This window comes from Thalassotalea crassostreae (assembly GCF_001831495.1).
In the GTDB taxonomy this organism is placed as follows: domain Bacteria; phylum Pseudomonadota; class Gammaproteobacteria; order Enterobacterales; family Alteromonadaceae; genus Thalassotalea_A; species Thalassotalea_A crassostreae.
The window spans coordinates 506,957-533,190 of sequence record NZ_CP017689.1; the positions used below are offsets into that span (position 1 = coordinate 506,957).

Sequence of the window (26,234 nt, forward strand, 5' to 3'; positions counted from 1 at the left end):
GCAATTATTAGTATTCATGTTCGTGATTATATTGCGCGAAACGATAGCACAATTTACTATATTTGTTAATAAAGTAACGGTTTAACAACCGCCAAAATTATTACTGCAAATAGAATTAGAACCGGTAGTTCGTTAAAAATACGATAAAATCGTCCGGAACGTGTATTCCGATTATTTTTAAAATCACTTAACAATTTAAAGCAATATCCGTGGTACACATATAAAACCGCTACTAGAACCAGCTTTACATGAAGCCAGCTCGATTGAGCAAACCAAGCCGAGCCATACATATAAATCAATATCAGGCCCAAAATCAGGGTCAGTAAAGCAAACGGGGTTACAAAGTACAGAAGTCGTCTTTCCATTGTTTTAAGTTGCTGATGAACTTCTGCACTGTTTGACTCGGCGTGATATACAAATAGCCTAGGTAAATAAAATATGCCGGCAAACCAAGCAACCATAAAAGCAATATGTAATGCTTTTATCCATAACAGAGAACTCATTTAAACCTTTCCTTTCGTTAAAACGCTTCTAACTTTTTCAAACGTGAGTAAACCAATGACATTATCATTAGTCTTTTCATAAATATAAACCGCACCATCTCGTTTTTCCTGAAGAGCAAAATAGGCTTCAGACAAGGTTGCTTGCGAAGAAATTGCTGGCATTTCACTGATCTTAACCGCTTGTGAATCATCTTCCAAAAGGGGCAAGTTAATTTCTCTTTCAACAAAATGCAATGCTTGAGTTGCAGGGGTTCTTGCAATTAAAAACAAATCAGAATCCATACTCATTAATTGTTGTCGTAATTGGTTTTTGTCATCACTCTCAATCAGTTGATAGTTTTCTTGAATTAAACTCAAAACACCATGTTTTTGCAATACATCTTCCACAGGAGACAACTGATAAGGTAATTGTTGATATTCCAATTGTTGTAAAAATATTGAGCGATTCTTCAAAAACTGACTGGATGTCAAATATGCGCTCGTTATTACAACCATAGCTGGTAATGCTAGTTGTAACTGATTTGACAATTCAATTATCGTTAATAACGCGGCTAGCGGTGCATTCAATGTTGCCGCCAACATCGCAGCCATTCCCATCAAAGCGTAGTCGCCGGAGAATTCCCCACCAGTGAAGGTGCCTCCTGAAAAATCACCCCCGCCGTAAATATAGTTTACAAACAATGCCATCAAAGCTCCGGCCACTGCACCTATGCCTAGTGTCGGTCCGATAATACCTCCAGGAACACCGAGGCCTAGTATTGCTGTCGTAGCCACAAATTTTGCAATGAGCACGGAAATGATGATCCAAACCCCAACATCGGGTTCCAACATAAAGCTAATCGCACTTAACCCAGAGCCCATACTCTGTGGCACAAGAACGCCAACAAGCCCCATTATCAATGCAGCTAAAACAAGTCTCTTTGACATATGTTGATTATGAAATATTTTTAGCACGCCAATTAAACTTGAGTTAAAGGCTTTAGCCAAAAAGCCAATGCAAATTCCAAAGACGATGAGTAAAGGATAGTGCCAAAAGTCGATAACAATATAGGCAAAAAATTCGAACTCATGGAATGGTCCAAAGAATGCGTGTGTCATCATCGAACCGATGATAGAAGCGAGGATTACAGGCACGAAAATATGTAATTTGTATTCTCGTAAAATTACTTCCATTACAAAAATAACTGCCGCTAACGGCGTGTTGAAACTTGCGGAAATGCCGGCAGCAATACCACAAGCACATAGCGTTCTAATGGCGTTTTTGGGTAAAGATAGATAACTACCAATTAAACTACTGCTTGCGGCACCAATATGAACCGCTGGACCTTCTCGCCCTACAGAGAAACCACCGGCTAAAGCGAATATTCCGCCAAAAAATTGGGTTAAGGTATTTCGTAAAGGAATCGAGCCATAAGCTGCTTTTAATCGGTAAATGACAAACGGAATCCCCATTCTTGAATATTTAAAGCCAGTTAACCAAGAAAATAAAATTATAAAGGCAACGGCGATTAGCGGTGTAAAAAAACGATAAATTTCTGTTAAAGTATTGTAGTGATCTACACTATCAAGGTAGAGTAATTGGAGCCATTCAAAGCTAAAACGAAATAAAATAATAAAAAACGATGCTAGCAATGCGCCTATTATTCCAAGCAAACATAGTTGCCAAGAAGGTTCTGGTTTAGCCAACTTTTTCCTTAGTCTCGCTAAAGACATGGAGTATCCTTATCGTTTATTTAATCAATAGTTTTAGCAACTAAATGGGTGCAGAATTAGTGCGAATACCGCAAAGTTTAACATATTTGAGAAAGATTTTACCTTAAAAATGAACTGGTTAAAAAACATAACAATTTCCAAATTACACCAAAGATTTGGCGCTTTCAAATTATTAATAATTTGCATATCTATATTGTTGGTGATTGCTTTTGCGAGCTTTAAAGCTGGCAACCTTTATCAAAAGCATCAAGAAAGAATGATTGACGATCAATCTCAGCGCCTTGATAAATTGTATTCAGCCAATGAAAAAGCTAAAAGTATGATTAACACCCTACAAGTAGAGTTGGAAATTGAGCGACAAGCAAATCAGAAAGCTCAGCAGGCGCTTCGTAGTGTTGAAGACGATCATTTTTCATTAAAAAAAGAGTTAGCTTTTTATGAAAAAATAATGGCTCCTGAAAAGCAAGCCAATGGCATCGTTATTGACGAAGTAGAAATTATTCCAACTACAAGTAAAAACCATTACCGTATTCGGGTTGTGCTGGTGCAGCAACAACAGAGTAAGCGTTACGCTAAAGGGCATGTTGAAGTATTGTTCAACGGAAGTTTGCTTGATCGACCGGCTACAGTAAATATTTCTAATATATCGGAACTAGATAAGAAATCTTTATCATTTAGCTTTCAATATTTTCAGGTGTTAGAAGGTGAATTTACTTTACCTGATGAATTTATTCCTGAAAAAGTTGATGTTTCAGCGATTTTACCGGCAGGAAAATGGCAAAAATATCATAGATTGGACGAATCATACCCTTGGTCAAACAATAAACAGGGCTAAATTTGCTTTAATACTTGATTAAATTGCTCAGGTTTAAGATAATTCGCCTCCCTTAGTAATCGATGTTTAGAAGTAGTTATGTCAGAAAATCCAATGCCAATTCAATTCAGTGATGCAGCGGCCGATAAGGTTAAAACGTTAATCAATGAAGAAGAAAACCCAGAGCTAAAATTACGTGTCTATGTAACCGGTGGTGGTTGTTCGGGTTTTCAATATGGTTTTACTTTTGATGAAAAAGTAAACGAAGGGGATATGACTATAGAAAAACAGGGGGTTGTTATGGTTGTTGATCCTATGAGTCTACAATACCTAGTAGGCGGTACTGTTGATTATATTGAAGGACTAGAAGGTAGCCGTTTTCTAGTTGACAACCCAAATGCAGAAACAACCTGTGGTTGTGGTTCTTCTTTTTCTATCTAATATTTTTCAATAATATTCGAACATACCTCTTTAAGTAACTCTGTTTGCAGCAAAAATTTAATAAAATGTTAACTTTTTGCTGCTTATTATCCCTTCTTCGTTTTATACTGACCTTATAAGTTATAAAAATATTTTTTTGGGGAAGAAATGCGTCAGAAAAGCCATTTCCGGCTATGGTTGGCAGAGCGTCCATATATTATTGCTATTTTCATTGCTGCATTATTACTAATATGGTTAATGTTCGGGCTTAATGCTGAAAAAATTAATCCAGATATTAACGCAGAGAAAGAAGCTCCAATTGCAAAAGTTAAAGTAGAAATAATTAATGCTGAGCAAGTCACTAATACAATCACCCTTTATGGCCGCACTGAGCCAAATCGTTCGGTAACCATTAAAGCTCAGGTTAAGGGCGCAATAACGAAAGTCCACGCAAAACGTGGTTCAATGGTCAAAAAAGGCGATATCATAGCCACCATTGCACTTAATGATTTACCTGCACAATTAGAACATTACCGTACCCTGCTTAAACAACGCCGCATCGAATATTATGGCGCTAAAGAGTTATTTGATGGCGGATATCAAGGTCAATCAGCACTGGCGCAAAAACTAAGCGATGTTACCGATGCAAAAGCCGAATTAGCTCGAATTGAAAATGATATCGCCAATACAACTATTTACGCACCGTTTGATGGAATTTTAAATGAGCGTTTTGTAGAAATTGGTGATTATCTAAAAGTTGGTGACAATGTTGCGATGATTGCCGATCTTGATCCGTTAGTCATTCGAGCGCATATCACTGAGAATCAAGTTGAATTAGTTAAACATGGGCAGAGTGCTGAAATAAGTTTATTTAATAAACAATCACTTACCGGACGACTCCGCTATATTGCTAGTGTTGCTGATGAACGAACCAATACATTTAAAGCTGAAATAGCGATTGAAAACAGTAATTTTCGATACCTAGCTGGTATTAGCTCAGAAGTCGAGTTGCCGGTACAAGAAGTTTCTGCAATAAAAGTAACTCCAGCTTTATTGGCACTTGATGAAAATGGCAACATTGGTGTTAAATCGGTTGTTGATGATATTGTCGTTTTTACCAAAATTAACATAGTTAAAAGCGACGATTCAGGTGTTTGGTTGACCGGTCTTGGGAAACAAGCAAAAATAATAACTCTAGGTCAGGGCTTTGTCCGACCTGGAGATAAAGTTCAAGCTGTGATGGAGTAATCACAGTTATGCTAGGGTTAATCGATTCTGCTTTATACCGTACACGTTCGGTAATGATGATTTTTCTGTTATTACTCATCTCTGGCGCTATCACATACAACAGTATCCCAAAAGAATCAAAACCCGATATTCCCATTCCTAATATTTATATTTCAATGATACATGATGGCATTTCTCCGGAAGATGCTGAGCGCATGTTAGTGCGACCAATGGAAAACGAACTAAAATCCCTCGAAGGCATAAAGGAAATGCGCTCTACATCGAGTGAAGGTCACGCAAGTATTATGCTTGAATATGTGCCAGGGTTCGATGCTAAAGAAGCGTTAGCAGATGTTCGAGACAAAGTTACTTTAGCCAAGGCTAAACTGCCCAATGAGACGGAGGAGCCCGTTGTAAAAGAAGTCACCATGGCGAGTAGCCAACCGGCTGTAACAGTATTTTTATCTGGCCCTGTAAGTGAGCGCGGTTTAATTACTATCGCCCGTGATTTGGAAGATAAAATTGCTGCATTGCCGCAAGTATTAGAAGTTGACATCGGTGGCGATCGAGAAGATATGGTGGAAATCATTGTCGATCCACTATTGATGGAAAGTTATGGCCTTGATCAAAATGATATATTTCAGCTAGTTGAACGTAATAATCGCTTAGTACCGGCTGGAACCATGGATACTGGTAAAGGCCGCTTTGCAGTTAAAGTGCCATCGGTATTTGAATCGTTTAAAGATATGTTGGAATTGCCAATAAAAGTAGAAGGTGAGAAAGTCGTAACCTTTGAAGATATTTCTATCGTTCGCCGTGCTTACAAAGATCCAACTAGTTTTGCTCGACTAAATGGTGAACGTGCGATTTCAATCGAAGTTAAAAAACGCCCTGGTCAAAATATCATAGATACGGTTGATAGGGTTCGAACGTTAATCGAGAAAGAACGCGTATTTTGGCCAAAGCATATCTTAGTTAACTACACGGGCGATGAGTCGAAAAACGTCAAAGTTATGTTGCTAGATTTACAAAACAATGTCATCTCAGCGGTGTTGTTAGTTGTAATTGTAATTATTGCTGCTCTTGGTGCGCGTACTGCAAGTTTGGTTGGTCTATCAATCCCTGGTTCATTTTTAACCGGTATCTTAGTACTTTCAGTATTTGGTTTAACAATCAATATTGTTGTTTTATTTGCCCTTATTATGGCGGTTGGCATGTTAGTCGACGGCGCCATAGTGGTGACTGAATTTGCCGATAGACAGATGAGTGAAGGTATTAATAAAGAGCAAGCTTATGCGATGGCGGCTAAGCGCATGGCATGGCCAATTATAGCTTCAACAGCGACCACCCTTGCTGCATTTGCACCATTATTATTTTGGCCTGGAATGATGGGTGAATTTATGAAATTCATGCCAATCACGCTAATTGCAGTTTTAACAGCGTCGTTATTAATGGCGTTGATATTTGTACCTACTATGGGATCTATTTGGGGCAAAAGTCGAGTTATTACTGAAGAAGAGAAACAACAATTAATACAAGCAGAAGAAGGCGATATTAAATCTTTAGACGGCTTTGTTGGAAAATACGTCAATATGCTTTCTGTCGCTATTTATCACCCGATTAAAGTATTATCTTTGACTATTCTGTTCTCCGCTGCGGTGATGGTGAATTATATCGGCTCAGGTTTAGGTAGCAAATATTTTCCTGATGTCGAACCTGAAGGAATTAGTCTAACGGTTCGATCTTATGGTGATTTATCCATTCATGAAAAAGATGAAGTAATGCGTGAAATTGAACGTCGCATTCTAGATATGAGCTCAATTAAGTCTCTGTATTCTAAAACTGGTGGTAATGATTTAGTGGGCAAGCTTAGAATTAACTTGGTTAATTGGCAGTTTAGGCCAAGTGCTAATGAATTAGTCGCAGAACTTCATCGACGAGTCGATAACTATGCAGGCGTTGAAGTAGAAGTTCGAAAAGATCAGATGGGACCGCAACAAGGTAAAGACCTGAAATTGGAACTATCTTCTCGTGACCCTGTGGAATTAGAAGATGCGGTTCGAAGGGTTCGAGCAGCATTAGATGTAAACGAGCACTTTACCAATATTGAAGATGGGGGAGCAAAACCTGGCATCGAATGGCAGCTTAAGGTGGATAGAGCATTGGCGGCTACTTTTGGTGCAGATGCGACATTAGTTGGTACCTCGGTTCAAATGGTTACAAACGGGCTTAAGCTTGGTGAGTACCGCCCTGATGATGTTGATGATGACTTAGATATTCGTGTTCGCTTTCCTTCCAATAAACGTAGCATCAATCGTTTAGATGAGTTGCGATTAAAAACGCAAGACGGCTTGGTGCCTATGACTAATTTTGTTGAAAAGTCGGCAATTCCTAAAATTGATAATATTCAACGTATTGATGGAAGGCGAGTCATTAGTTTACAAGCTGACTTGGCTCCTAATAGCCAGCTTGACAAAGCACTACCAATGCTGAAAAAGCAATTAGAAGAGTCCGATATAAACTGGATGAGTGTTGCTGTTTCATTTAAAGGGCAATCTGAAGAGCAACAAGAATCGCAGAACTTTTTGATCAACGCTTTCGCCATCGCTTTATTTGTAATGGCAATTATTTTAGTCACTCAATTTAATAGTTTTTATCAGGCGATGTTGATTTTATCTGCGGTATTATTTTCTACGGTCGGTGTGTTTTTAGCCTTGTTAATAGCTGGTAAACCTTTTGGTGTAGTAATGTCTGGGCTAGGAGTGATCTCTCTCGCCGGTATTGTTGTTAATAACAATATCGTTTTAATTGATACGTATAATGTTCTAAGAGCATCAGGCTTTAGTGCGAAAGATGCAATTTTACGCACTGGCGCGCAGCGTTTACGTCCAGTGTTACTTACCACTGTTACAACAATCTTAGGGTTGTTACCTATGGTGCTACAAATGAATATCGACTTTATCAAACAAGATGTAAGTTTTGGCTCTCCATCTACTCAATGGTGGGCACAATTAGCTACTGCAGTGGCAGGTGGCCTAGCATTTGCTACACTTTTAACTCTAGTATTGACACCTTGTTTATTAGCGCTCCGCGATTATAAACAGCAAAAAGTGAAATCCACAGTGTGGCAAGCAACGTCAGTCTATGAAGAAATCTAACCAAAATAAGGAATATAAAATGAATAAAATATGGAAAGCCATTACGGTTCTATTGATCACTAGTTTTACCTTTTCAGCAATGGCCAAAGCACCAGTGTGGAAAGTAACAAAAAACGGAAGTAGCGTATATTTAGGTGGTACTGTTCATGTACTTAGTCAAAGCGATTATCCACTACCAAAAGCATTTGACGAAGCTTACGACCAAGCAGAAATTATTGTTCTGGAAATGGATGGTCTTGCATTGCAAAAGCCTGAAAATGCTCAAAAGTTAATGATGAATATGATGTACAAAGATGGGCGAACATACGCAGATGATTTAAAGCCAGAAACAGTGAAAAAATTAAATGCCTACTTAACATCAAAGGGGATACCTTTAGCTAACCTTCAATCGTTTAAGCCGTCAATGATCAGCATAACAATTACTATGTTAGAGCTGCAAGCATTAGGACTTGGTGGTACAGGTGTTGATGCGTATTATCAATTAAAAGGTAAGAATGACAGTAAGTCGTTTAAGTTTTTGGAAACCGCAGAAGAGCAAATGAGCTATATCGCTAATATGGGTAAGGGATATGAAGATGAACTAATTACTTACACGTTGCGAGATATGGCGACTCTAGGCGAAAAAATGGCTGAGCTGAAAGCTGTATGGCGAGCAGGCGAAAACGAAAAACTATTTGATGTAGCTGCTAAAGAATGGAAGGCTGAATTTGAAACAGCGTATAACCAAATCATTGTCGAGCGTAACAATAATTGGATGGATGATTTAGAAGGATATTTCACCACTAAAGAAGTTGAATTAGTATTGGTTGGCGCATTGCATTTAGTTGGAAACGATGGTGTTCTAAAAATGCTTAGCGATAAAGGCTATACCATCGAACAAATGTAAGTTTTTGATAGTAAACATTAAAAAGCCCATTCATTGAATGGGCTTTTGTTATTAATCACATCTTCTTAAAGGAAAATCTATAGGTAACACCTATGGGCAATACCTAAATACAATATATATTGCTAATAACTCGCGTAAGCCATGCCCCATTGATAAATCACAACCGAGATTATTAACCAAATAATTATCGGTAAAACCGCAGATTTAAAAACAAGGCTATTAGGTTTTTCGTGAATGTTATTTTTAAAGCCAGTGAATATTGCTTTAATGACATTGTCGCCACGAATTAAGTGCAAAATGCCCGCGAGAACATGTAGCGAGATGAGAGCCAATAGTATATCAAAATTTGAATGATGTAGACTCACCATAGAGCTAGCAAATGATTCATCAACAAACACATATAAAGGACCTTCAGAAAATACATCATCGGAACTAAATAACCCGGTGAATAACTGTACCAACATTGATAGCATCAAAGCAATAATCATATAACCAGCGACAGGGTTGTGACCTACAGCAGGTTTGGCAATTAAGTTTTCCTTCCACGCCTTCAAAACATGAAATGGCGACTTTACGAAATGGCTAAATTTAGAAGTGGTGCTGCCGAATATTCCCCATAAGATACGAGTGACTAACAATGCCAGCAAAACAAATGCACTGGCAAAGTGAAGTTCAAACATTCCGTTGTCACCGGTATACCAAAGCAGGCCAATAAGTATCAATTGGCTAAAGTGATAGATACGAGTGAAGTTGTCCCAAATTCTTGTCATTGATCTTGTAACTTCTATATAGATGTTGAGAACTTAAAGTTAGTCGTCACAATCCATCTTAAATGCTTTATGGCCTTTTTTAGACGCTTTAGAGATTAAGCCTAATGCCGCTTTTTGTTGTTCAAAAGACGTTGCATTTTTTAATTCTAAAACGGCTTTTTCTAGCGCTTTCATACCTTTTTGGTATTTGTCAAAATCAGCTTGCTGCTGCGCAGTTAACTCTTTCTTATCTGAGATAGCTAATGGTACGTATTTAGCAGAATCTTGAACATGTACAAGTAACTCAGCAGCTATTTCACTGATTTTTGCGCTGTCTTTCTGTTTTGATGCGGCTTTAATTGCTTTCATGTTATCTTTCATCGATGACATGATATCTGCTAATTCAGTTTCACCGCATTGCGGATGTGCGGCATTTGCCGAAGTTAACGTTACGAATGATAAGAGTGCTGTAATTAATAATTTTTTCATAATTTCCCTGTGAAATTTTTATAAGTGAATACTAGGTGAAAAATACCACTGTATCTTTAGCAATTCAAATAAATAAACCCAGTCCAACCCAATCTTTGGTTGAACATAGATACTTTTAACGAACTAGGTTATTAACTTTGTACAGTTACTTTCCTTATGCATACTAATATTAGGTGATATACTAAATGCTATACAAAACAGAAATTTAAGTTGAACATAAAATTTGAAGCATAAAGATCCCCATTTCAAGCGAGAAGCTGACAAATACGACAAGCCAGTCGCCAGCCGTGAATTGTTATTATCACTAATTACCGAACAAGGTCACCCAATGACTTTTGTCCAAGTATGTAAATTGCTCGGTTATAAAGATGAGGAACAAAAGATTGGCGTCAAACGTCGGTTGCGGGCAATGGAGAATGCAGGTCAGTTAGTATTTACTAAGTTCAAGCAGTACGCTATTGCGACTCAGTCGTCAGTTATTACTGGTGAAGTAATTGGTCATCGAGATGGTTTTGGCTTTTTAAAACCTGATGATGGGGAGAAAGATCTTTATATTCCATATCATGAAATGCGCAAGCTTATTCATGGCGATATTGTCGAAGCAAGAATAACTGCTAGTGCCGATCAAAAAGGGCGACAAGAAGTTAAAGTATTGGATGTCTTAGTACCGCGCAAAGATAAAATCATTGGTCGAATTTTTGTAGAGCACTCAGTCATCACAGTCATTCCTGAAGATGCCAAAATTAGTCATGAAATTGTCATTCCTAAAGGCAAACACCAAGGCGCTCGTCATGGACAAATGGTTATTGCTGAAATTATTCAGCGCCCTACCAAACGAACTACTGCTTTAGGTCAAGTTACAGAGGTTTTAGGGGAACATATGGCTCCTGGCATGGAAGTGCAGGTGGCTGTTCATCAACACGATATTCCTCATGCATGGCCGCAAGAATTGCTCGATGAAATTTCTTCTCTAACCAATGAAGTAGACGAAAAAGCAAAACAAGGTCGTATAGATCTGCGTGATTTACCATTAGTCACAATAGATGGAGAAGATGCTCGAGATTTTGATGATGCAGTTTATTGTAAACCTGAAGAAGGCGGTGGTTGGCGTTTATGGGTAGCAATAGCAGATGTCAGCTATTATGTTCGACCTGGCACTGCCCTTGATGGCGAGGCGATTAAGCGCGGTAATTCAGTTTATTTTCCTAACCAAGTCATTCCAATGTTACCGGAAGTTCTCTCCAATGGTTTATGTTCATTAAATCCTGATGTTGATCGCTTATGTATGGTAAGCGAGATGCAAATTAGTGCAAGTGGTAAATTAACTGATGCCAAATTTTACCCTGCCGTTATGCGCTCTCATGCTCGCTTTACTTATACAAAAGTGGCTGCAATTTTAGAAGGCGACGGAGAATTAAGAGAACAATATAGTGATCGTGTAAATGACCTTGAGGAAATGCATAAGCTCTATCATTCATTAGTTGATGCTCGTCGTATACGCGGGGCAATTGAATTCGAAACCGAAGAAGTTCGTTTCATTTATAACGCTGAACGAAAAATTGAATCCGTAGAGCCGGTTGTTCGCAATGATGCTCACAAAATCATTGAAGAGTGCATGATATTGGCCAATGTTGCGACGGCCAAATTTGTTGAGAAACATCAAAAGCCCGGTCTTTACCGTGTCCATGACAAGCCTAATGAAGATAAATATAACAACTTAATAAGTTACCTTGCTGAACTAGGCATTGAGCTGTCTAAAAAGGATGAGCCAAATCCTGGTGATTTTAAGGAAATCGCAGAAAAGGTTGCCGATCGTCCAGATAAAGAATTAATTCAAACTATGTTGCTACGTTCAATGAAGCAGGCGGTTTATCAAGCTGAAAATCTCGGACATTTCGGTCTATCTCTAGATGCATATTCACATTTCACCTCTCCAATTCGTCGTTATCCCGATTTGGTTATTCACCGTGTTATTAAAGCGGTGCTTGAAAAGCAAAACACGGATTCAGTTAATATTGGCTTTCACAGCTATGATGAACAACAAGTTAGCGAGCTAGGTGAACATTGCTCGATGACTGAGCGCCGGGCTGACGACGCTACCCGGGATGTTTCAGATTGGCTTAAATGTGAATTTATGCAAGATCATGTTGGCGATACGTTTACCGGGGTCATTTCCACTGTAACTAATTTCGGCTTTTTCGTTCGTTTACAAGATTTTCATATAGAAGGGTTAGTTCATATTAGCTCTCTTGGAAAAGACTTTTTCAGTCATGATGAAGTGCATATGTGCTTAGTTGGCGAGCACACTAAGCAGCGCTATCACATTGGTGATGTGATAGATGTTCAAGTAGCGGCGGTAAATCTTGACGACAAGAAAATTGACTTAATTCTTGCCGGAGACTCACAAGTTTTAACGCCTAATAAAAAACTTAAGAAAAAAGCTGCAAGCGCTGATTATAAGAAATCTAAAAAAGGTAGTGCACGTTCTGCCTTTGATAAATCTGCAAAAAGCGCCAAAGCGAACACAAAAGGCGGGGCTAAAAAAGCAGGTAAAATTAAAAAGAAGAAGCGCCCTGGTAAAAACGCTCGTAAAAAAGCGAAATAGGTATTTAAACAGATATTAATATTGTAAAAGCGTCAAGATCGCTTTAACAAAAGGTAAAAGTAAAAATGGCAAAACAAGATGAATTAGTGTTTGGTATTCACGCGGTTAGTGCTCTAATGAAGAGAGCGCCTGAGCGATTTATTGAACTTTGGTTATTAAAAGGACGTGAAGACGAACGTTTGTTACCGATAATAAACCTTGCTCGAAAATACGGTGTATCGATGCAGCAAATGCATCGCAAAGCGTTGGATGACAAAAGTGAGGGAGAGCAACATCAAGGGGTTATTGCGAGAGTAAAAGCAGGTAAAGTTTTTACAGAAGACGATTTACAAGATATTGTCGAGTCGACTTTAGCTAGAAATGAGCAACCATTTTTATTAATTCTAGATGGCGTAACTGACCCACATAATCTTGGTGCTTGTTTGCGTAATGCGGATGCCGCAGGCGTGCAAGCTATTATCGTACCAAAAGATAATGCTGCTCGTATTACTGCTACGGTGAGAAAAGTTGCTGTAGGCGCTGCAGAAACAATTCCTTTAGTGCAGGTAACCAATTTAGCTCGTTCAATGAAAGCGCTGCAAAATTTAGGTATATGGATTATTGGCACTGCTGGCGAAGCAACCCAATCACTTTATGATTGTAAGCTTAATGGGCCGATGGCATTAGTAATGGGCGCTGAAGGCAAAGGTATGCGTCGCTTAACTCGTGAAACATGCGACGATTTAGTTAAATTACCTATGGCTGGCGAAGTATCGAGTTTGAATGTATCTGTTGCAAGCGGAATTTGTTTGTTTGAAATCGTAAGACAGCGATTAACGAATTAACAATTGAGTCTCAATTTAACCTTCCAATATAGCCGTTGAGTCATCTTCAGCGGTTGTCGATACTGCATAGTTACCAATAAAAATAAAAATTAATAAAAACAAAAGAATGAGTAAGTCTTCCTTGTAGCGATTCATCTTGTTTTCCTTATTATTTATAGCGTTAAAAGTTAAATATTTGTTTATAATATTATGCATATTTTGGGCCAAATATGTAAAAGTACATAAGTACAATAACTTATTGTGATTCAGCCTTTTTAATAGAATCAAAGTGTAAAATTCTCTGACATTTTGCCACGAAGTATTTTTGTTGCTGATAGGCTTATATAAATTGGTTGCAACTTGTTACAACAAAGCCTTGCTTTAGTTGCTCATTTTCCCTACAATACGCGTCCTTAATTCAGCCTGAACTTTTTGTTCCTTGCCTCTGCACTGGTGTTTGGCTGAGCCAGATTTGAGGCTACAACCGTAAGGAATTTGTAATGCGTCATTACGAAATCGTATTTATGGTTCACCCTGATCAGAGTGAACAAGTAACTGGTATGATCCAACGTTACTCAGACATGATCACTGCTGCTGAAGGTACTATCCACCGTCTTGAAGACTGGGGTCGTCGTCAGTTAGCATACCCAATCAATAAATTGCACAAAGCACACTATGTTCTTATGAACATTGAAGCGCCACAGTCAGTTATTGATGAGTTAGAAACTTCTTTCCGTTATAACGATGTTGTTATTCGTAACATGATCATGCGCACTAAAGGCGCGGTAACTGAAGCATCACCTATGGCTGCTGCTAAAGATGACCGTCGCGAAGACCGCCGCGAGAGAAAAGAAGTTACTACAGAAGCGCCAGCTACAGAAGCACCAGCTACTGAAGCACCAGCTGCAGAATAGTAATTAGTGAGTGAAAATTGCCTTGTATTGACAGGCGCTGTGGTAAAAACCGCACAAGTGTCAATAAGCCCAGCAGGGATTGCCCATTGTAAGTTTTCGTTAGAACATCGGTCTATCCAAAATGAAGATGGCATGAACCGCCAAACATTCGCAAGAATGCAAGTAGTGGCAACGGGTCAATGGTCACAAAACTTATCTCGTGAACTTATTGCGGGCTGTAATGTAAAAGTGTCTGGTTTTATTAACCGTCACGAAACCAGAAGTGGGAATCCAATTTTGGTATTACATGCCCAAAAAATTGAAATGATTAATTAGGAGAAATCCCATGTCACGTTTTTTTAGACGTCGTAAATTCTGTCGCTTTAGCGCAGAGGGCGTAGCTGAGATCGATTACAAAGACATCGCTACGTTAAAAAACTATATCACTGAAAGTGGTAAAATTGTTCCTAGCCGTATTACAGGTACTTCAGCTAAGTATCAACGTCAACTTGGTCGTGCGATCAAGCGTGCTCGTTACTTATCTTTATTACCATATACTGACCTACACAAGTAACCTAAGGGGCTATTAAAATGCAAGTAATTCTTCTTGATAAAATTGCCAAGTTAGGCGGCCTGGGTGATCAGGTAGAAGTTAAGTCTGGTTATGCTCGTAACTACCTTTTACCTCAAGGTAAAGCTGTTATCGCATCAAAGGCAAACGTTGAACACTTCGAAGCACGTCGTGCTGAGTTAGAATCTAAATTAGCTGAAGTTTTAGCAACTGCTGAAGCTCGTGCTGCTAAATTAGTAGAACTAGCTGAAGTTACTATCGCTTCTAAAGCTGGTGACGAAGGTAAACTTTTCGGTTCAATCGGTACAAACGACATCGCTACAGCATTAACTGAAGCTGGTGTTGAAGTAGCTAAAGCAGAAGTTCGTCTTCCTCTAGGTACTATCCGTGAAACTGGTGAGTTCGATATCGTTATCCACCTTCACGCTGACGTAGATACAACTGTTAAAGTTGTAGTTATCGCTCAAGCGTAATCGTTATTTAGATTAAATAATGAATAAAAAAGCACCGCTTGCGGTGCTTTTTTTTGTGCTTTAGACTGGAGCGCGTTGTGGAATTGGCCAATCATGGTCATTAAGAAGTCCTCGCTCATGCATACCACCTAACCCTTGAAGGCCGCCAGTATGCAAAAGTACTATTTTCGATTTTTCCGGAAAATAACCTTGTTCCAATAAGTCTAAAAACGCTAATAGCATCTTACCTGAATATACAGGCTCAAAAGGAATGCCCGTCTGCTGACTAAACTGATAAATTCTTTTAGCATCCTCTTTCTTGTATTTCGCGTAACCGCCTCGATGAAAATCATTTAATATTTGCCAGTTTTTAAATCTATTGTCGTCACTTTCGAGCAATTTATTGACTTCATCATCAAGATAGCCTTGTTGCTTTAGAACTGAAATACCCAGCAATTTATGTTTGTTATTGTCGGCCTTTACCAATCCCGCCAATGTGCCACCACTGCCAACTGGCGTTAGCAGATAGTCAAAATCTGCTTGCTCATTTATCTCTGTTATTACTTCACCCATACCAGGTAGAGCTAATTCATTACTTCCACCTTCTGGCACTATGTATGCGTTAGGATATTGTATTGATAGTTGATCGATATAGTCAGGGTTATCTCGTTGCTTGTAAGTTTTTCGGTCAACAAAATTTAGGTCCATTCCCCAATGCTTCGACCAGCGTAAGGTAAAGTTGTTTGCGTATTCTGGCTCACCGCGAATAATTCCGATTGAGTTTAAATCTTGAACATTACAAGCATAAGCTAATGCGTGAATATGATTTGAGAATGCACCGCCAAAACTTAAAATGGTGTTTTTGTTTTCAGCTTTTGCTTGCAGCAGATTATATTTTAGCTTTCGCCATTTATTTCCCGAAATGACAGGATGAATTAGATCATCGCGTTTAATCATCACGCTTATATTGTGCTTATAAAATAATTGGTGATTGACCGGCTGTAATTGGCTTAATATCTTGTTCATTAGCTACATTGTGTCAAATAACTGATTTACTTACCATAATAACATCGACGGCTAATTTAATTTGATGCAACCTTTAATTAACAAATGTGTTGCACGCTTTGTGAAACTTGCCATAATGGTATTGAATTAGCCTTAATTTTGGGGTTTTATTGATAGGTAGTCGAGTTGAATGCTGAATAGAATAAAAACAATTTTTTCAAGAAGCTCAAATAACAATCAGTTTGGCGTCGCCTTGCGAAGCCATATAGGCTCTTTTGCGATTAAAAATAAAGATGGTTCAAGTGCTGTTGATGAATACTTTACCGAAACAACTGAAACTGTCGGTGATTGGTTAGAGCAGTTGCTTGCCGAGCAAAAAGTCGCTGGCGAAGGTTATCTCGTATTGTCCGGTAATCATTATCATAATGTACAAATTAATAAGCCTGATTTACCTGATGATGAAATTCCTGCTGCTTTGAAGTGGCTAGTAAAAGATATAGTGCCTATTGAACCTGATGATATGATTGTTGATTACTATGACTCTCCTGTTGTTGTCGCCGGTATTCAAAAGATTAATGTTATATGCTGTCACCTATCCCATCTAAAAAAGTTCACCGATAGTTTTAAACGTTATCAAAATAAATTGCTTGGCATCATTACAGATGAATTTGCGTTTGCAAACCTTATAGAGGATTCAACTAAGCCTGTTATGTTGCTGTGTCAGCAACCTTTTGAGGATGTGTTTTTAATAATCGTATTTAATGGGCAAATCTACCTAAGCAGAAGGCTTCGTGGTTTTAACGAGCTTGGTGGATATTCAGAACAACAATTGTCGGAAGGAATTTGCGATGCTTTAAGTGTTGAGTTGCAAAAGTCTATGGATTATTTTGAACGACAATTGAAGCAAGCGCCTATCAATGAAATTAAAGTATTACTGCCAATAAAGCATGAAAAATTTGTTGTCGAGAAACTTAATCGTAACGCTAATATAGATGTAAGTTTGTTGCCATTACCAGAGTCATTTGAGCATATGCGTGCAGCAGCAGCTAGTGTCGGCGGTATGATGGAATTGCAAAAGGCCGGTGCAGAAGATGAATAAATTTCGTATTAACCTACTTAAAGATGAACTCGTTGCAGTTCAAACATGGCTTACATTAACTAATGTGGTGAGAATTTGGGTAGCATTTCTTTCGTTGTTGATCGTTTTTTATGCGGTTCTAAGTTATCAAAATAGCATACTTGATGATAACTATAATGAGCTGAGAAAAAAGAAAGTGCAGCTTTCTAATCAACTAGAGCAATATGCAGAAGTAATTGAAACTCGAGTTGAAAATCCTAGAAAGGTGAACCAGCTAGCGAAGATGAAGTTTGTTTTTCAAAATAAGCAGATTTTGCACCGTCAGTTGACCGATAGAACTCAAGTTAGGGTGAGCGGTTTTGCTGATGTGATGACAGAGTTGGCTACTTACCACAATAGTGAAATCAGTCTTTCACAAGTAATCATTTCAGATGACAAAGTCAGTATGTATGGTGCAGCACGTAATGCTGATTCTGTGCCTAACTGGTTAACCGGCTTTGAAAAATCTAAATTTATGGCCGGCAAGAGCTTTTCGCACTTTGCGTTGTCGGTAAACGATAATGGTGACACCGAATTCGTCGTTCGTTCTGAACTTGAAAAAGGGGAGAATGAATAATGCAAAAACAATGGTTTGTGTGGTCAGAGCGTTTTTCAAAACTAAATATACGTGAGCAATATATTATTTTGTTTGCCATGATTATCGTCAGCTATTTGCTGTTTGACGCTTTGGCATTGCAAAGTAGTAATAAGCAAGCGAATCGCCTTGAAAACTCAATCAGTACCTTAACTAATGAGAATCGAGTATTGCAATTAGAGGTAGTCAAAGCTCAAACGACTTTGGCCAATGACCCTAATAAAGCGCTCGATCAGCAAATTGAGCAGTATCAAAAGAAATTATCGCAATTAGATAATGATTTAATGTCATTAACCAATGAGCTAATTGAGCCAACTGAAATGCGTGCGGCATTGCAAGATATGCTTAAATTGACGCCTAAAGTTAAACTTGTATCATTTGAGTCACTTGCACCAGCACCTTTAATTAAGGAAGAGCTAAATTCGGCAGGTGAGGTTACACAAGCAACCAGTTCGCAAATTAACTTATATCAGCACGATTTTAATGTCACTTTGGAAGGTAGTTATTTTGAGTTAAGAAACTACCTTAAAAACGTTGAAAAGATGCCGTGGTCATTTTATTGGCATGAATTCCAATACAGTATAGAAAAATATCCAAACGCGATATTAAATATAAAAATGTATAGCTTAAGTACGCGTAAGGAGTTCATCGGTGTTTAAAATATTTTTTACATTAAGTGTATTGGCTAGCACCTTTTTGATTAATTCAGCCGTGTTTGCCGCTGAAAAAGATCCGACTAAACCGCTGACAAAAACGGTAATTGATGCGGAAACTGCACAGCAACATCTCGTTTTAAAGTCAATTATGAAAACAAGTAATACTAGAAAAGCGATTATAAATAACAAGACCGTTAAGCTCGGCGATCGCATAGGTGAATTTACTGTCATTGATATAAAAAAACGTAGTGTTACTCTTCAAAGTAATGAAGAGACCATCGAATTGTCATTGTTTAATCAAGCTTTAATAAAATAAGTAGAAAATAATATGAAAAAGCATTTGTTATTCTCAGTCATCTTTTCCTCTGCGTTCACGCTGTCAGCATGTTCAAGTACAGCGCCGCAAGAAGATAACAAACAAGTAGATCAAGAGCAGCCTATGGATGTACTTGATGATGCTGTGACTGAAGAGAAAGAAGTTAAAGCAAAACCTTTAACGCAAGTACCTTTGGCAGTCCAACAAGATATTATGCAACAAGGTTTGTCCCAGGCTAGAAATTCTTTAATGTCAGAAAAGCGAATGGATGTTGCTGCGAACCAAATCCCTGCGACTAGCTTCTTTTCTGCAATCGTAGATGGTACTGATTATTCTATTGCGCTTCACCCAGAAGTTAGTGGTGATATTACACTTAATTTAAGTGATGTAACTCTTTCTGAGGTTTTAGATATTGTTCAAGATATCTATGGTTACGATATAAAACGCAATAACCGAATCATCCAAGTCTATCCAGCCGGCATGCGTACACAAACCATCGCCTTAGATTATTTATTTATAAAACGGTCAGGATTATCTTCTACCAGTGTTAATTCAGGCGGCGTTTCTAGCAACGACCCTAATAGTGGTGGCAATCAAAATGGAAATAATGGCCAAACCAGCAATAACAATAATGGCTCAAACGGCGGTAATAGTAGTAATCAAGGCAATGGCCAAGATCAGCGCAGTGGCATTAACATTTACACGGAAAATGAATCTGAATACTGGCAAGAGTTAGAAGACACATTGGCATCATTAGTAGGCACCGAAGGTGGTCGAAATGTTATTGTTTCGCCGCAATCTGGTTTAGTGACAGTAAGAGCATTGCCTAATGAAATTAAAGCGATTGAAGCATTTTTAAAACAGTCTCAAGAACATTTACGTCGTCAGGTCATAATCGAAGCTAAAATCCTCGAAGTAACATTAAATGACGATTACCAACAAGGTATTTCGTGGAGTGCAATTGGCGAAGCTGATAGCGCTGATATTGGATTTTCAACCGGCGGTAATATTGTAGGAAACTCAATATCTACTGCTATTGGCGGCTCTGGTAGTTTAGCGATTTCAGGCACCGATTTTTCAGGATTGATTACCTTGCTTTCAACTCAGGGGCAGGTGCAAACATTATCAAGCCCGCGAGTAACAGCGACTAATAACCAAAAAGCTGTGATCAAAGTTGGTGAAGATGAGTACTTCGTTACAGAAGTCTCGAGCACTACGGTGACAGGTAATGCAACAACGGTTACACCTGAGATTGACCTAACACCATTCTTTTCAGGTATTGCCTTAGACGTAACGCCGCAAATAAATGAAACTGGTGAAGTTATATTGCACGTTCACCCATCAGTAACTGTCACTACTGAACAGCAAAAAAGCTTAACACTTAATCAAGAGACCATTGTGTTACCACTTGCTCGCTCTCGAGTTAGAGAGTCAGATACGATAGTGAAAGCTAAATCTGGTGAAATCATAGTTCTTGGCGGTTTGATTGAATCATCAAAAACAGACATTGAATCGAAAACACCGTTCCTAGGTGATATACCATTTTTGGGTGAACTTTTTACCAATCGAAGTGAAGCGGTTGTTAAGAAAGAGTTAGTTATATTGCTTAAACCTATTGTTATTGGCAAAGCTACTTGGCAAGACCAAATAAAAGAGGCTCGCTCATTATTACAAAAATGGTTCCCTGAAAGCGAGTAACTGATGTATTTGTATCACTTTGGCTTAACTGAGTTGCCGTTTACTCTAACGCCGAATACAAATTTCTTTTTCGGGCTTCAGCCTCATAATGAAGCCCTAGAAGTGTTACTTGTTGCTCTGAAAAATGGTGAAGGGTTTATAAAAGTTACTGGTGAAGTTGGCACTGGAAAGACATTAATTTGTCGAAAGCTTTTGAATGAGATCCCTAGTCATTTTGTTACCGCTTATATACCTAACCCTTATTTACAGCCCGATGAATTAAGAAGAGCTGTGGCAATCGAGTTAGGCATTAAACAGGCACAGAGAATGAATGTTAACTTGTTAAATGACCGCATTCAAAAACGTTTACTTGAGCTTAATAATGACAATCACTCAGTGGTTTTAATATTGGACGAAGCACAAGCTTTACCAGAAGAGAGCCTCGAAGCATTGCGTTTATTTACCAACTTAGAAACAGAGAGTCGAAAACTTTTACAGGTTGTACTATTCGCACAACCTGAACTAGACCAACGATTGAACGAGCAAAAATTTAGACAACTGAAACAGCGAATAAGTTTTTCTTATAAATTACGTGCAATGACAGCACATGAAGTTAGTCATTACATAGAACATAGATTACGAGTTGCAGGTTATAAGGGAAATGATTTATTTACCCACAGCATTTGTAAAAAGATTGCCAAAGCAAGTAAAGGGATCCCACGATTGGTTAATGTCATTTGTCACAAAGTTTTAATGCTTACCTATGGTCAAGGAAAATACCAAGCAAGTGCTAAAGATATCAAGCTCGCGATTAAAGATACTGAGTCAGCCAAGCAAATTGGATTTTTCCGTTGGCCGTTAGTCGTTGCGACTTTAGTGAGTGCGACGGTAGCTATCTCAGCATTAGGACTTAATTATATCGAGGTCGTGTTATGAGCGTTATTAATGAAATGCTTAAAGATCTTGATGAGCGCAAAGATGGCGCGGGTAAAGCAGAGAGTCAACACAGTCGTTATGTTGTAACGCAGCAAAAAACAAACTATGTGATGCTAATTTCAGTAATTTTGCTGACCGCACTAATTTCCGTATCGGCGATGTATTATATGCAAAATTCTTCCAATAACGACAAGGTTATTGGTGAGGATATTAGTAGTGAAAAATTAAACTCTCAACATCTAGTAAAAGCACCTGTTGAAAAAATAAGCCAAGGTGAAGCTGCTGCCACTGAGTTAGTGGTAAGCAATTCTCAAATTGATAACAATGAGAATAACGATAAACTTGCTGCACAAACAGTTGTCGTAGCAACAGAACAAGTAGTTGAAGAGAAAACTGCAGTGACACAGGCGATAAAGCCAAAGATTGTTAAAACAGTCGTTAATAGTGAAAAAGATAAAAATGAAGATATAGCAGTTAATGCTATTAAAAATAACGTCGTAAAGCAGCAAGACACAGAAATAGTAGCCAAGCCAAAAATTGTTAAAAGCGCCACCAGGCCTAATGTGAATTCGAGTTTAACCATTTCGAAAAAGCAACCTACGCCGGCGGAACTTGCTGCCACTAAGTTAAGCCGTGCAAAGAGCGCATTAAATGATGGCAAGTTACCTTTAGGTGAATCACTGCTTGAAGAAGCAATTATTTTACAACCGTATTTATTCGAAGCTAGACAAGAGTTGGCTGCACTTTGGTTTGGGCAGCAACGCTTTAATCATGCGAAAAATCTATTACGCCAAGGCATAGTAATTTCTCCGATGCATGCCGAGTACCGACTGATGCTTGCTAGGATCCTAGCTACTGAAGGGAAGTACACTCAAGCATTTAGAGTACTGAATGAGCTTGATGATAATAATGCGATAGATTATCAACTAGCGTTGGCAAATATGGCTGTGCAAAGTGGTCATCATTCGGCTGCGATTAGTGCCTATAATAAATTATTAGTCATGCGCCCTGACCAAGGTCGTTGGTGGTTAGCATTAGCGATATCGTATGATAGTAATGAACAATATAGTGGTGCGATAAGCGCCTATAAAAAAGCAATTGCATTAGATCAGATGTCAAAAACATCGACAGATTTTGCACTGCAGCGTCTGGCCGAGTTAGGAGAGAATTAATGGCAACACCAAAATTAAAAAAACGTCTTGGTGATTTATTGGTTGAAGAGAATATTATTTCTGAAGACCAACTTAGCCATGCATTGCAGTTACAAAATACCACTCATCGTAAGCTAGGTGATTCTCTAATAGAGTTAGAGTTTATTAGTGAGAGACAATTATTACAGTTTTTGGCGAAGCAATTAAATTTATCTTTTATTGATATCACTCAACGATTTATTTCTCCAGAGGTAGTTGGTTTACTTCCGGAAGTTCATGCTCGTAGATTGCGCGCATTAGTACTTGAGTTTGATGACAGCACAGTATTAGTTGGTATGAGCGACCCTGCAGATTTAGGTGCGATTGATCAGCTTGAAGTGTATCTTGCCCCTCGAACCATCAGTTTAGCGGCTGTTACAGAATCTCAATTGTTTAACGCCTTTGATAATTTATATCGTCGTACCGCTCAAATCGCATCTTTTGCCAGCCAACTTGAAGAAGAGTATCGTGATAGCGCCGATATCGATTTTAGTAATATCGGTAGTGGTGAAGATAGCAGTGATGCAACGGTTGATAAACTACTGCAATCAGTATTTGAAGATGCCGTGCAGATGCGAGCGTCAGATATACATATTGAGCCAGAAAAAGACCAATTGAGGATCCGTCAACGTGTTGATGGTATTTTACAAGAAAGCGTCATCGAGCAAGCAAAAATAGCCAACGCATTAGTTTTAAAATTAAAGCTAATGGCAAAGCTCGATATCTCTGAAAAACGATTACCACAAGACGGACGCTTTCATTTGCGTATCAAAGGTCACGAAATTGACGTACGTATGTCAACCATGCCGGTGCAAATGGGTGAGTCTGTGGTTATGCGTTTACTTGACCAAACCGATGGCTTAATCACCTTAGAGCAATCAGGACTGCCACAAAACTTAATCGATAGAATCAGGATTCAAATCACCCGCCCCAATGGCATGGTTTTAGTTACAGGCCCAACAGGCTCAGGTAAAACAACGACTCTTTATGCGGCGCTTTCTGAGCTTAATCAGTCAACCAAGAAAATCATTACGGTGGAAGATCCGGTCGAATACCGACTGCCAAGAATTAACCAAGTACAAGTTAGTGACAAAATAGGGCTCACTTTTTCAAGAGTTTTACGTACAACATTGCGTCAAGATCCGGATATTTTGATGGTTGGTGAAATGCGGGATAATGAAACCGTCGAAATTGGTTTGCGTGGCGCTTTGACCGGTCATATGGTGTTATCAACACTGCATACTAATGATGCTATCAGCAGTGCTATTCGTTTACTTGATATGGGCGCTCCTGGGTTTTTAGTTAGCTCATCTTTGCGCGCTATATTAGCTCAACGTTTAGTCAGAAAGATTTGTCATAGCTGTAAGACAAAATACGAATTAAAAGTTCAAGAAAAGATTTGGTTAGAAAACTTAAGTGGCGCACTAAGCGAAACTACTTATTACTGTGGTGATGGCTGTCAGTCATGTAACTATACCGGCTATCGCGGTCGTGTTGGCGTATTTGAATTACTTGAACTCGACGACACTATGATGGATGCGCTTAAGCGAGATGACACTGTTGCATTTACTTTAGCGGCTCAAAATAGCGAAAACTATCGACCTTTAGCATTAGCAGCCTATGATTTATCTCAACAGGGTGTAACAACTGTTGAAGAAGTTTTACGTTTAGCTGAAACGCTAGATTTAGGTTAAAAGATAGATTATGGCTATTTTTCATTACATTGGACGAGATGCTCAAGGCAAAAAAATATCGGGCACTTTAGAGGCTAGCTCAAGTAACGCTGTTGCTGAGCAATTAACAAAACAGCGTGTAATACCGATAACCATTAAAACTGCTGCCGTCGCAAACAACTCCAGCCGTGACATAGATATTGGTAAATACTTTGTTTCTAAAACAGTAAAACCAGTTGATATGATCATGTTTTGTCGTCAAATGTATGCATTGCTTAAGTCAGGTGTACCAATCCTTAATGCTATTAGAGGTTTAATCGATACAACAAAGGCGGTCGCGCTGAAAGATGTTTTGCAGGATGTGCTAATCAAATTAGAAAAAGGTTTTACGCTTTCGACAGCAATGAACCATCATCCTAAAGTGTTTAATAAGTTAGTAATATCACTTGTACTTGTCGGTGAAAGCACTGGTCAATTGAGCATTTCGTTTGCCAAACTTGCTGAATACATTGAGCGTGAAGAGACCACTAAAAAGAATGTAAAACAAGCCATGCGCTACCCAATGTTTGTAGTACTATTTTTAATAGCGGCAATGTTTATATTAAACATCTTTGTTATTCCTGTGTTTACCGATTTGTTTGCAAGCTTCAAAACCGAACTTCCGCTTGCTACAAAAATGTTGATTGCCAGTTCCAATTTTTTTGTAGATTATTGGCTTTATATGATTGTTGCGATGATTTTGGCTTTCGTTATGGTTAATCGCTATTTAGCGACAGAAAACGGTTTATATAGTTGGGATAAACGAAAAATAAGCTTACCAATTATTGGCAGTATTATTGAGCGCTCACTGCTAGCTCGTTTTTCAAATAGTTTTGCGATCGTATTAAAAGCGGGTGTTCCGATAACTACGTGTTTAAACTTATCCGCAGAATCAATAGGTAATACCTATATGGCTGAAAGTGTCATCGCCATGAGAAAACGTGTCGAGACAGGTGAAACATTATTAAGAACTGCAACTTCAAGCGGTTTATTTACTCCGTTAGTACTGCAAATGATTGCCGTTGGTGAAGAAACAGGCCGTATCGATGAATTACTCAATGAAGTTGGTGAATATTATGATCGTGAAGTCGATTACGAATTAAAAACATTGACCGATAGAATCGAACCTATCTTAATTGTGATCATGGCTGTGTTGGTTCTGATTTTGGCATTAGGTATATTTACACCGATGTGGGATATGTTCTCAGTGGTGCAAGGTGGCTAATGAAAACCACAGGAAATAGTCAATTTCATGGTGTGGTGATTGTACTGATAATCGCAATATTGATGTCCGTGTTTTGGCGCTATTTCAGTAAGAATCAAGAAAATATGGTAAAGGCCAATCTAGCGAATATCAGTGGCCAGCTTAGCAGTAGATTAAGTTTGATTCATGCTCAATGGTTGGTTACCGGAAAACCGAGTTTAGTAAAGGTAAGAGCAGCGTATACAGATGATGATTCGGCCGGCGATATGAAAGTACGGGTAAACAAATTTGGTTGGCCAGATTCAAAATTAGATTTTTTGGCCTGTGAACGAATTTGGAAATCGGTTATGGAAAGAGAATTGATTGCAATGAATGAACCAATGTTTGTTATTGAAGTTAAATCGCAATCCAAAAAAAGCGCTCGTACATGTCGATTTATGTTAAATGATCGACTGTATATTGAATACCATTCACTCAATGGTAAAGTGTTTAATAAGACTAATTAGTAAAAACTAATAAATATTAATAACTTGTGTTAATTAA

General features: G+C 38.5%; 26 protein-coding genes. 21 read left to right on the plus strand and 5 right to left on the minus strand.

Going from position 1 to position 26,234, the window contains the following annotated elements; genetic code table 11:
* Positions 1-65: 65 nt before the first annotated feature.
* Positions 66-503 (minus strand): protoporphyrinogen oxidase HemJ, encoded by a 438-nt coding sequence (hemJ, locus tag LT090_RS02250; protein ID WP_068544984.1) that lies wholly within the window; start codon positions 501-503, stop codon positions 66-68.
* Positions 504-2,189 carry a chloride channel protein gene (locus LT090_RS02255; RefSeq protein WP_157726588.1) on the minus strand — a complete coding sequence of 562 codons (1,686 nt, stop codon included), beginning with the start codon at positions 2,187-2,189 and terminating at the stop codon, positions 504-506.
* 283 nt (positions 2,190-2,472) lie between these two features.
* Between LT090_RS02255 and LT090_RS02260 the strand changes: the two genes are divergently transcribed.
* The 5 genes from LT090_RS02260 (at position 2,473) to LT090_RS02280 (ending at position 8,721) form a co-directional block, all read left to right on the plus strand.
* Positions 2,473-3,051 (plus strand): DUF6776 family protein, encoded by a 579-nt coding sequence (locus LT090_RS02260; RefSeq protein ID WP_157726587.1) that lies wholly within the window; start codon positions 2,473-2,475, stop codon positions 3,049-3,051.
* A gap of 78 nt (positions 3,052-3,129) precedes the next feature.
* On the plus strand, positions 3,130-3,471 hold the full coding sequence (gene erpA / locus LT090_RS02265) for an iron-sulfur cluster insertion protein ErpA (protein ID WP_068544981.1): 342 nt from the start codon (positions 3,130-3,132) through the stop codon (positions 3,469-3,471).
* A 147-nt stretch (positions 3,472-3,618) separates the two neighbouring features.
* Entirely contained in the window at positions 3,619-4,698 is a 1,080-nt protein-coding gene (locus tag LT090_RS02270; protein ID WP_068544980.1) for an efflux RND transporter periplasmic adaptor subunit, read from the plus strand.
* A gap of 8 nt (positions 4,699-4,706) precedes the next feature.
* On the plus strand, positions 4,707-7,835 hold the full coding sequence (locus LT090_RS02275; RefSeq protein ID WP_068544979.1) for an efflux RND transporter permease subunit: 3,129 nt from the start codon (positions 4,707-4,709) through the stop codon (positions 7,833-7,835).
* 19 nt (positions 7,836-7,854) lie between these two features.
* Positions 7,855-8,721 (plus strand): TraB/GumN family protein, encoded by an 867-nt coding sequence (locus tag LT090_RS02280; protein WP_068544978.1) that lies wholly within the window; start codon positions 7,855-7,857, stop codon positions 8,719-8,721.
* Positions 8,722-8,843: 122 nt separating this feature from the next.
* Here LT090_RS02280 and LT090_RS02285 read toward each other — a convergent pair whose 3' ends face one another.
* A complete protein-coding gene (locus tag LT090_RS02285) occupies positions 8,844-9,491 on the minus strand; it encodes a cytochrome b/b6 domain-containing protein (RefSeq protein WP_068544977.1) in 648 nt (215 codons plus the stop codon).
* A gap of 39 nt (positions 9,492-9,530) precedes the next feature.
* The gene (locus LT090_RS02290) at positions 9,531-9,959 is read right to left on the minus strand and encodes a cytochrome b562 (RefSeq protein ID WP_068544976.1); all 429 of its coding nucleotides are present in this window, start codon (positions 9,957-9,959) and stop codon (positions 9,531-9,533) included.
* 223 nt (positions 9,960-10,182) lie between these two features.
* Here LT090_RS02290 and rnr point away from each other — a divergent pair, with 223 nt between their 5' ends.
* The 6 genes from rnr (at position 10,183) to rplI (ending at position 15,304) form a co-directional block, all read left to right on the plus strand.
* Positions 10,183-12,564 carry a ribonuclease R gene (rnr, locus tag LT090_RS02295; RefSeq protein ID WP_068544975.1) on the plus strand — a complete coding sequence of 794 codons (2,382 nt, stop codon included), beginning with the start codon at positions 10,183-10,185 and terminating at the stop codon, positions 12,562-12,564.
* Between the two features lie 65 nt (positions 12,565-12,629).
* Positions 12,630-13,388: a 23S rRNA (guanosine(2251)-2'-O)-methyltransferase RlmB gene (rlmB, locus tag LT090_RS02300; protein WP_068544974.1), complete on the plus strand. Its 759-nt coding sequence runs from the start codon at positions 12,630-12,632 to the stop codon at positions 13,386-13,388.
* 479 nt (positions 13,389-13,867) lie between these two features.
* The gene (gene rpsF, locus LT090_RS02305) at positions 13,868-14,281 is read left to right on the plus strand and encodes a 30S ribosomal protein S6 (protein WP_068544973.1); all 414 of its coding nucleotides are present in this window, start codon (positions 13,868-13,870) and stop codon (positions 14,279-14,281) included.
* Between the two features lie 6 nt (positions 14,282-14,287).
* Positions 14,288-14,596 carry a primosomal replication protein N gene (gene priB / locus LT090_RS02310; protein ID WP_068544972.1) on the plus strand — a complete coding sequence of 103 codons (309 nt, stop codon included), beginning with the start codon at positions 14,288-14,290 and terminating at the stop codon, positions 14,594-14,596.
* 10 nt (positions 14,597-14,606) lie between these two features.
* Positions 14,607-14,834: a 30S ribosomal protein S18 gene (rpsR, locus tag LT090_RS02315; RefSeq protein WP_068544971.1), complete on the plus strand. Its 228-nt coding sequence runs from the start codon at positions 14,607-14,609 to the stop codon at positions 14,832-14,834.
* Positions 14,835-14,851: 17 nt separating this feature from the next.
* Positions 14,852-15,304 carry a 50S ribosomal protein L9 gene (gene rplI / locus LT090_RS02320; RefSeq protein WP_068544970.1) on the plus strand — a complete coding sequence of 151 codons (453 nt, stop codon included), beginning with the start codon at positions 14,852-14,854 and terminating at the stop codon, positions 15,302-15,304.
* A gap of 60 nt (positions 15,305-15,364) precedes the next feature.
* Here rplI and LT090_RS02325 read toward each other — a convergent pair whose 3' ends face one another.
* A complete protein-coding gene (locus LT090_RS02325) occupies positions 15,365-16,309 on the minus strand; it encodes a 1-aminocyclopropane-1-carboxylate deaminase/D-cysteine desulfhydrase (RefSeq protein ID WP_068544969.1) in 945 nt (314 codons plus the stop codon).
* A 169-nt stretch (positions 16,310-16,478) separates the two neighbouring features.
* Between LT090_RS02325 and LT090_RS02330 the strand changes: the two genes are divergently transcribed.
* The 10 genes from LT090_RS02330 to LT090_RS02375 are packed head-to-tail and all read left to right on the plus strand — an operon-like array spanning position 16,479 to position 26,197.
* A complete protein-coding gene (locus tag LT090_RS02330; protein WP_068544968.1) occupies positions 16,479-17,387 on the plus strand; it encodes a hypothetical protein in 909 nt (302 codons plus the stop codon).
* Positions 17,380-17,982, plus strand: a complete 603-nt coding sequence (locus tag LT090_RS02335) for a hypothetical protein (protein ID WP_068544967.1) — start codon at positions 17,380-17,382, stop codon at positions 17,980-17,982. The genes LT090_RS02330 and LT090_RS02335 overlap by 8 nt, the downstream gene beginning before the upstream one ends.
* Positions 17,982-18,659 (plus strand): hypothetical protein, encoded by a 678-nt coding sequence (locus LT090_RS02340; protein ID WP_068544966.1) that lies wholly within the window; start codon positions 17,982-17,984, stop codon positions 18,657-18,659. Before LT090_RS02335 ends, LT090_RS02340 begins: the two co-directional genes overlap by 1 nt.
* The gene (locus LT090_RS02345; RefSeq protein ID WP_068544965.1) at positions 18,652-18,972 is read left to right on the plus strand and encodes a hypothetical protein; all 321 of its coding nucleotides are present in this window, start codon (positions 18,652-18,654) and stop codon (positions 18,970-18,972) included. Before LT090_RS02340 ends, LT090_RS02345 begins: the two co-directional genes overlap by 8 nt.
* Before the next feature lie 12 nt (positions 18,973-18,984).
* Positions 18,985-20,670 (plus strand): pilus (MSHA type) biogenesis protein MshL, encoded by a 1,686-nt coding sequence (mshL, locus tag LT090_RS02350; protein ID WP_068544964.1) that lies wholly within the window; start codon positions 18,985-18,987, stop codon positions 20,668-20,670.
* Between the two features lie 3 nt (positions 20,671-20,673).
* A complete protein-coding gene (locus tag LT090_RS02355; RefSeq protein WP_068544963.1) occupies positions 20,674-21,585 on the plus strand; it encodes an ExeA family protein in 912 nt (303 codons plus the stop codon).
* Complete coding sequence (locus LT090_RS02360) at positions 21,582-22,757, plus strand: tetratricopeptide repeat protein (protein WP_068544962.1); 1,176 nt, start codon at positions 21,582-21,584, stop codon at positions 22,755-22,757. Before LT090_RS02355 ends, LT090_RS02360 begins: the two co-directional genes overlap by 4 nt.
* A complete protein-coding gene (locus tag LT090_RS02365) occupies positions 22,757-24,469 on the plus strand; it encodes a GspE/PulE family protein (RefSeq protein WP_068544961.1) in 1,713 nt (570 codons plus the stop codon). Before LT090_RS02360 ends, LT090_RS02365 begins: the two co-directional genes overlap by 1 nt.
* A 10-nt stretch (positions 24,470-24,479) precedes the next feature.
* Entirely contained in the window at positions 24,480-25,712 is a 1,233-nt protein-coding gene (locus LT090_RS02370; RefSeq protein ID WP_068544960.1) for a type II secretion system F family protein, read from the plus strand.
* A complete protein-coding gene (locus LT090_RS02375; protein WP_068544959.1) occupies positions 25,712-26,197 on the plus strand; it encodes a hypothetical protein in 486 nt (161 codons plus the stop codon). Before LT090_RS02370 ends, LT090_RS02375 begins: the two co-directional genes overlap by 1 nt.
* The last annotated feature ends 37 nt before the right edge of the window (positions 26,198-26,234 follow it).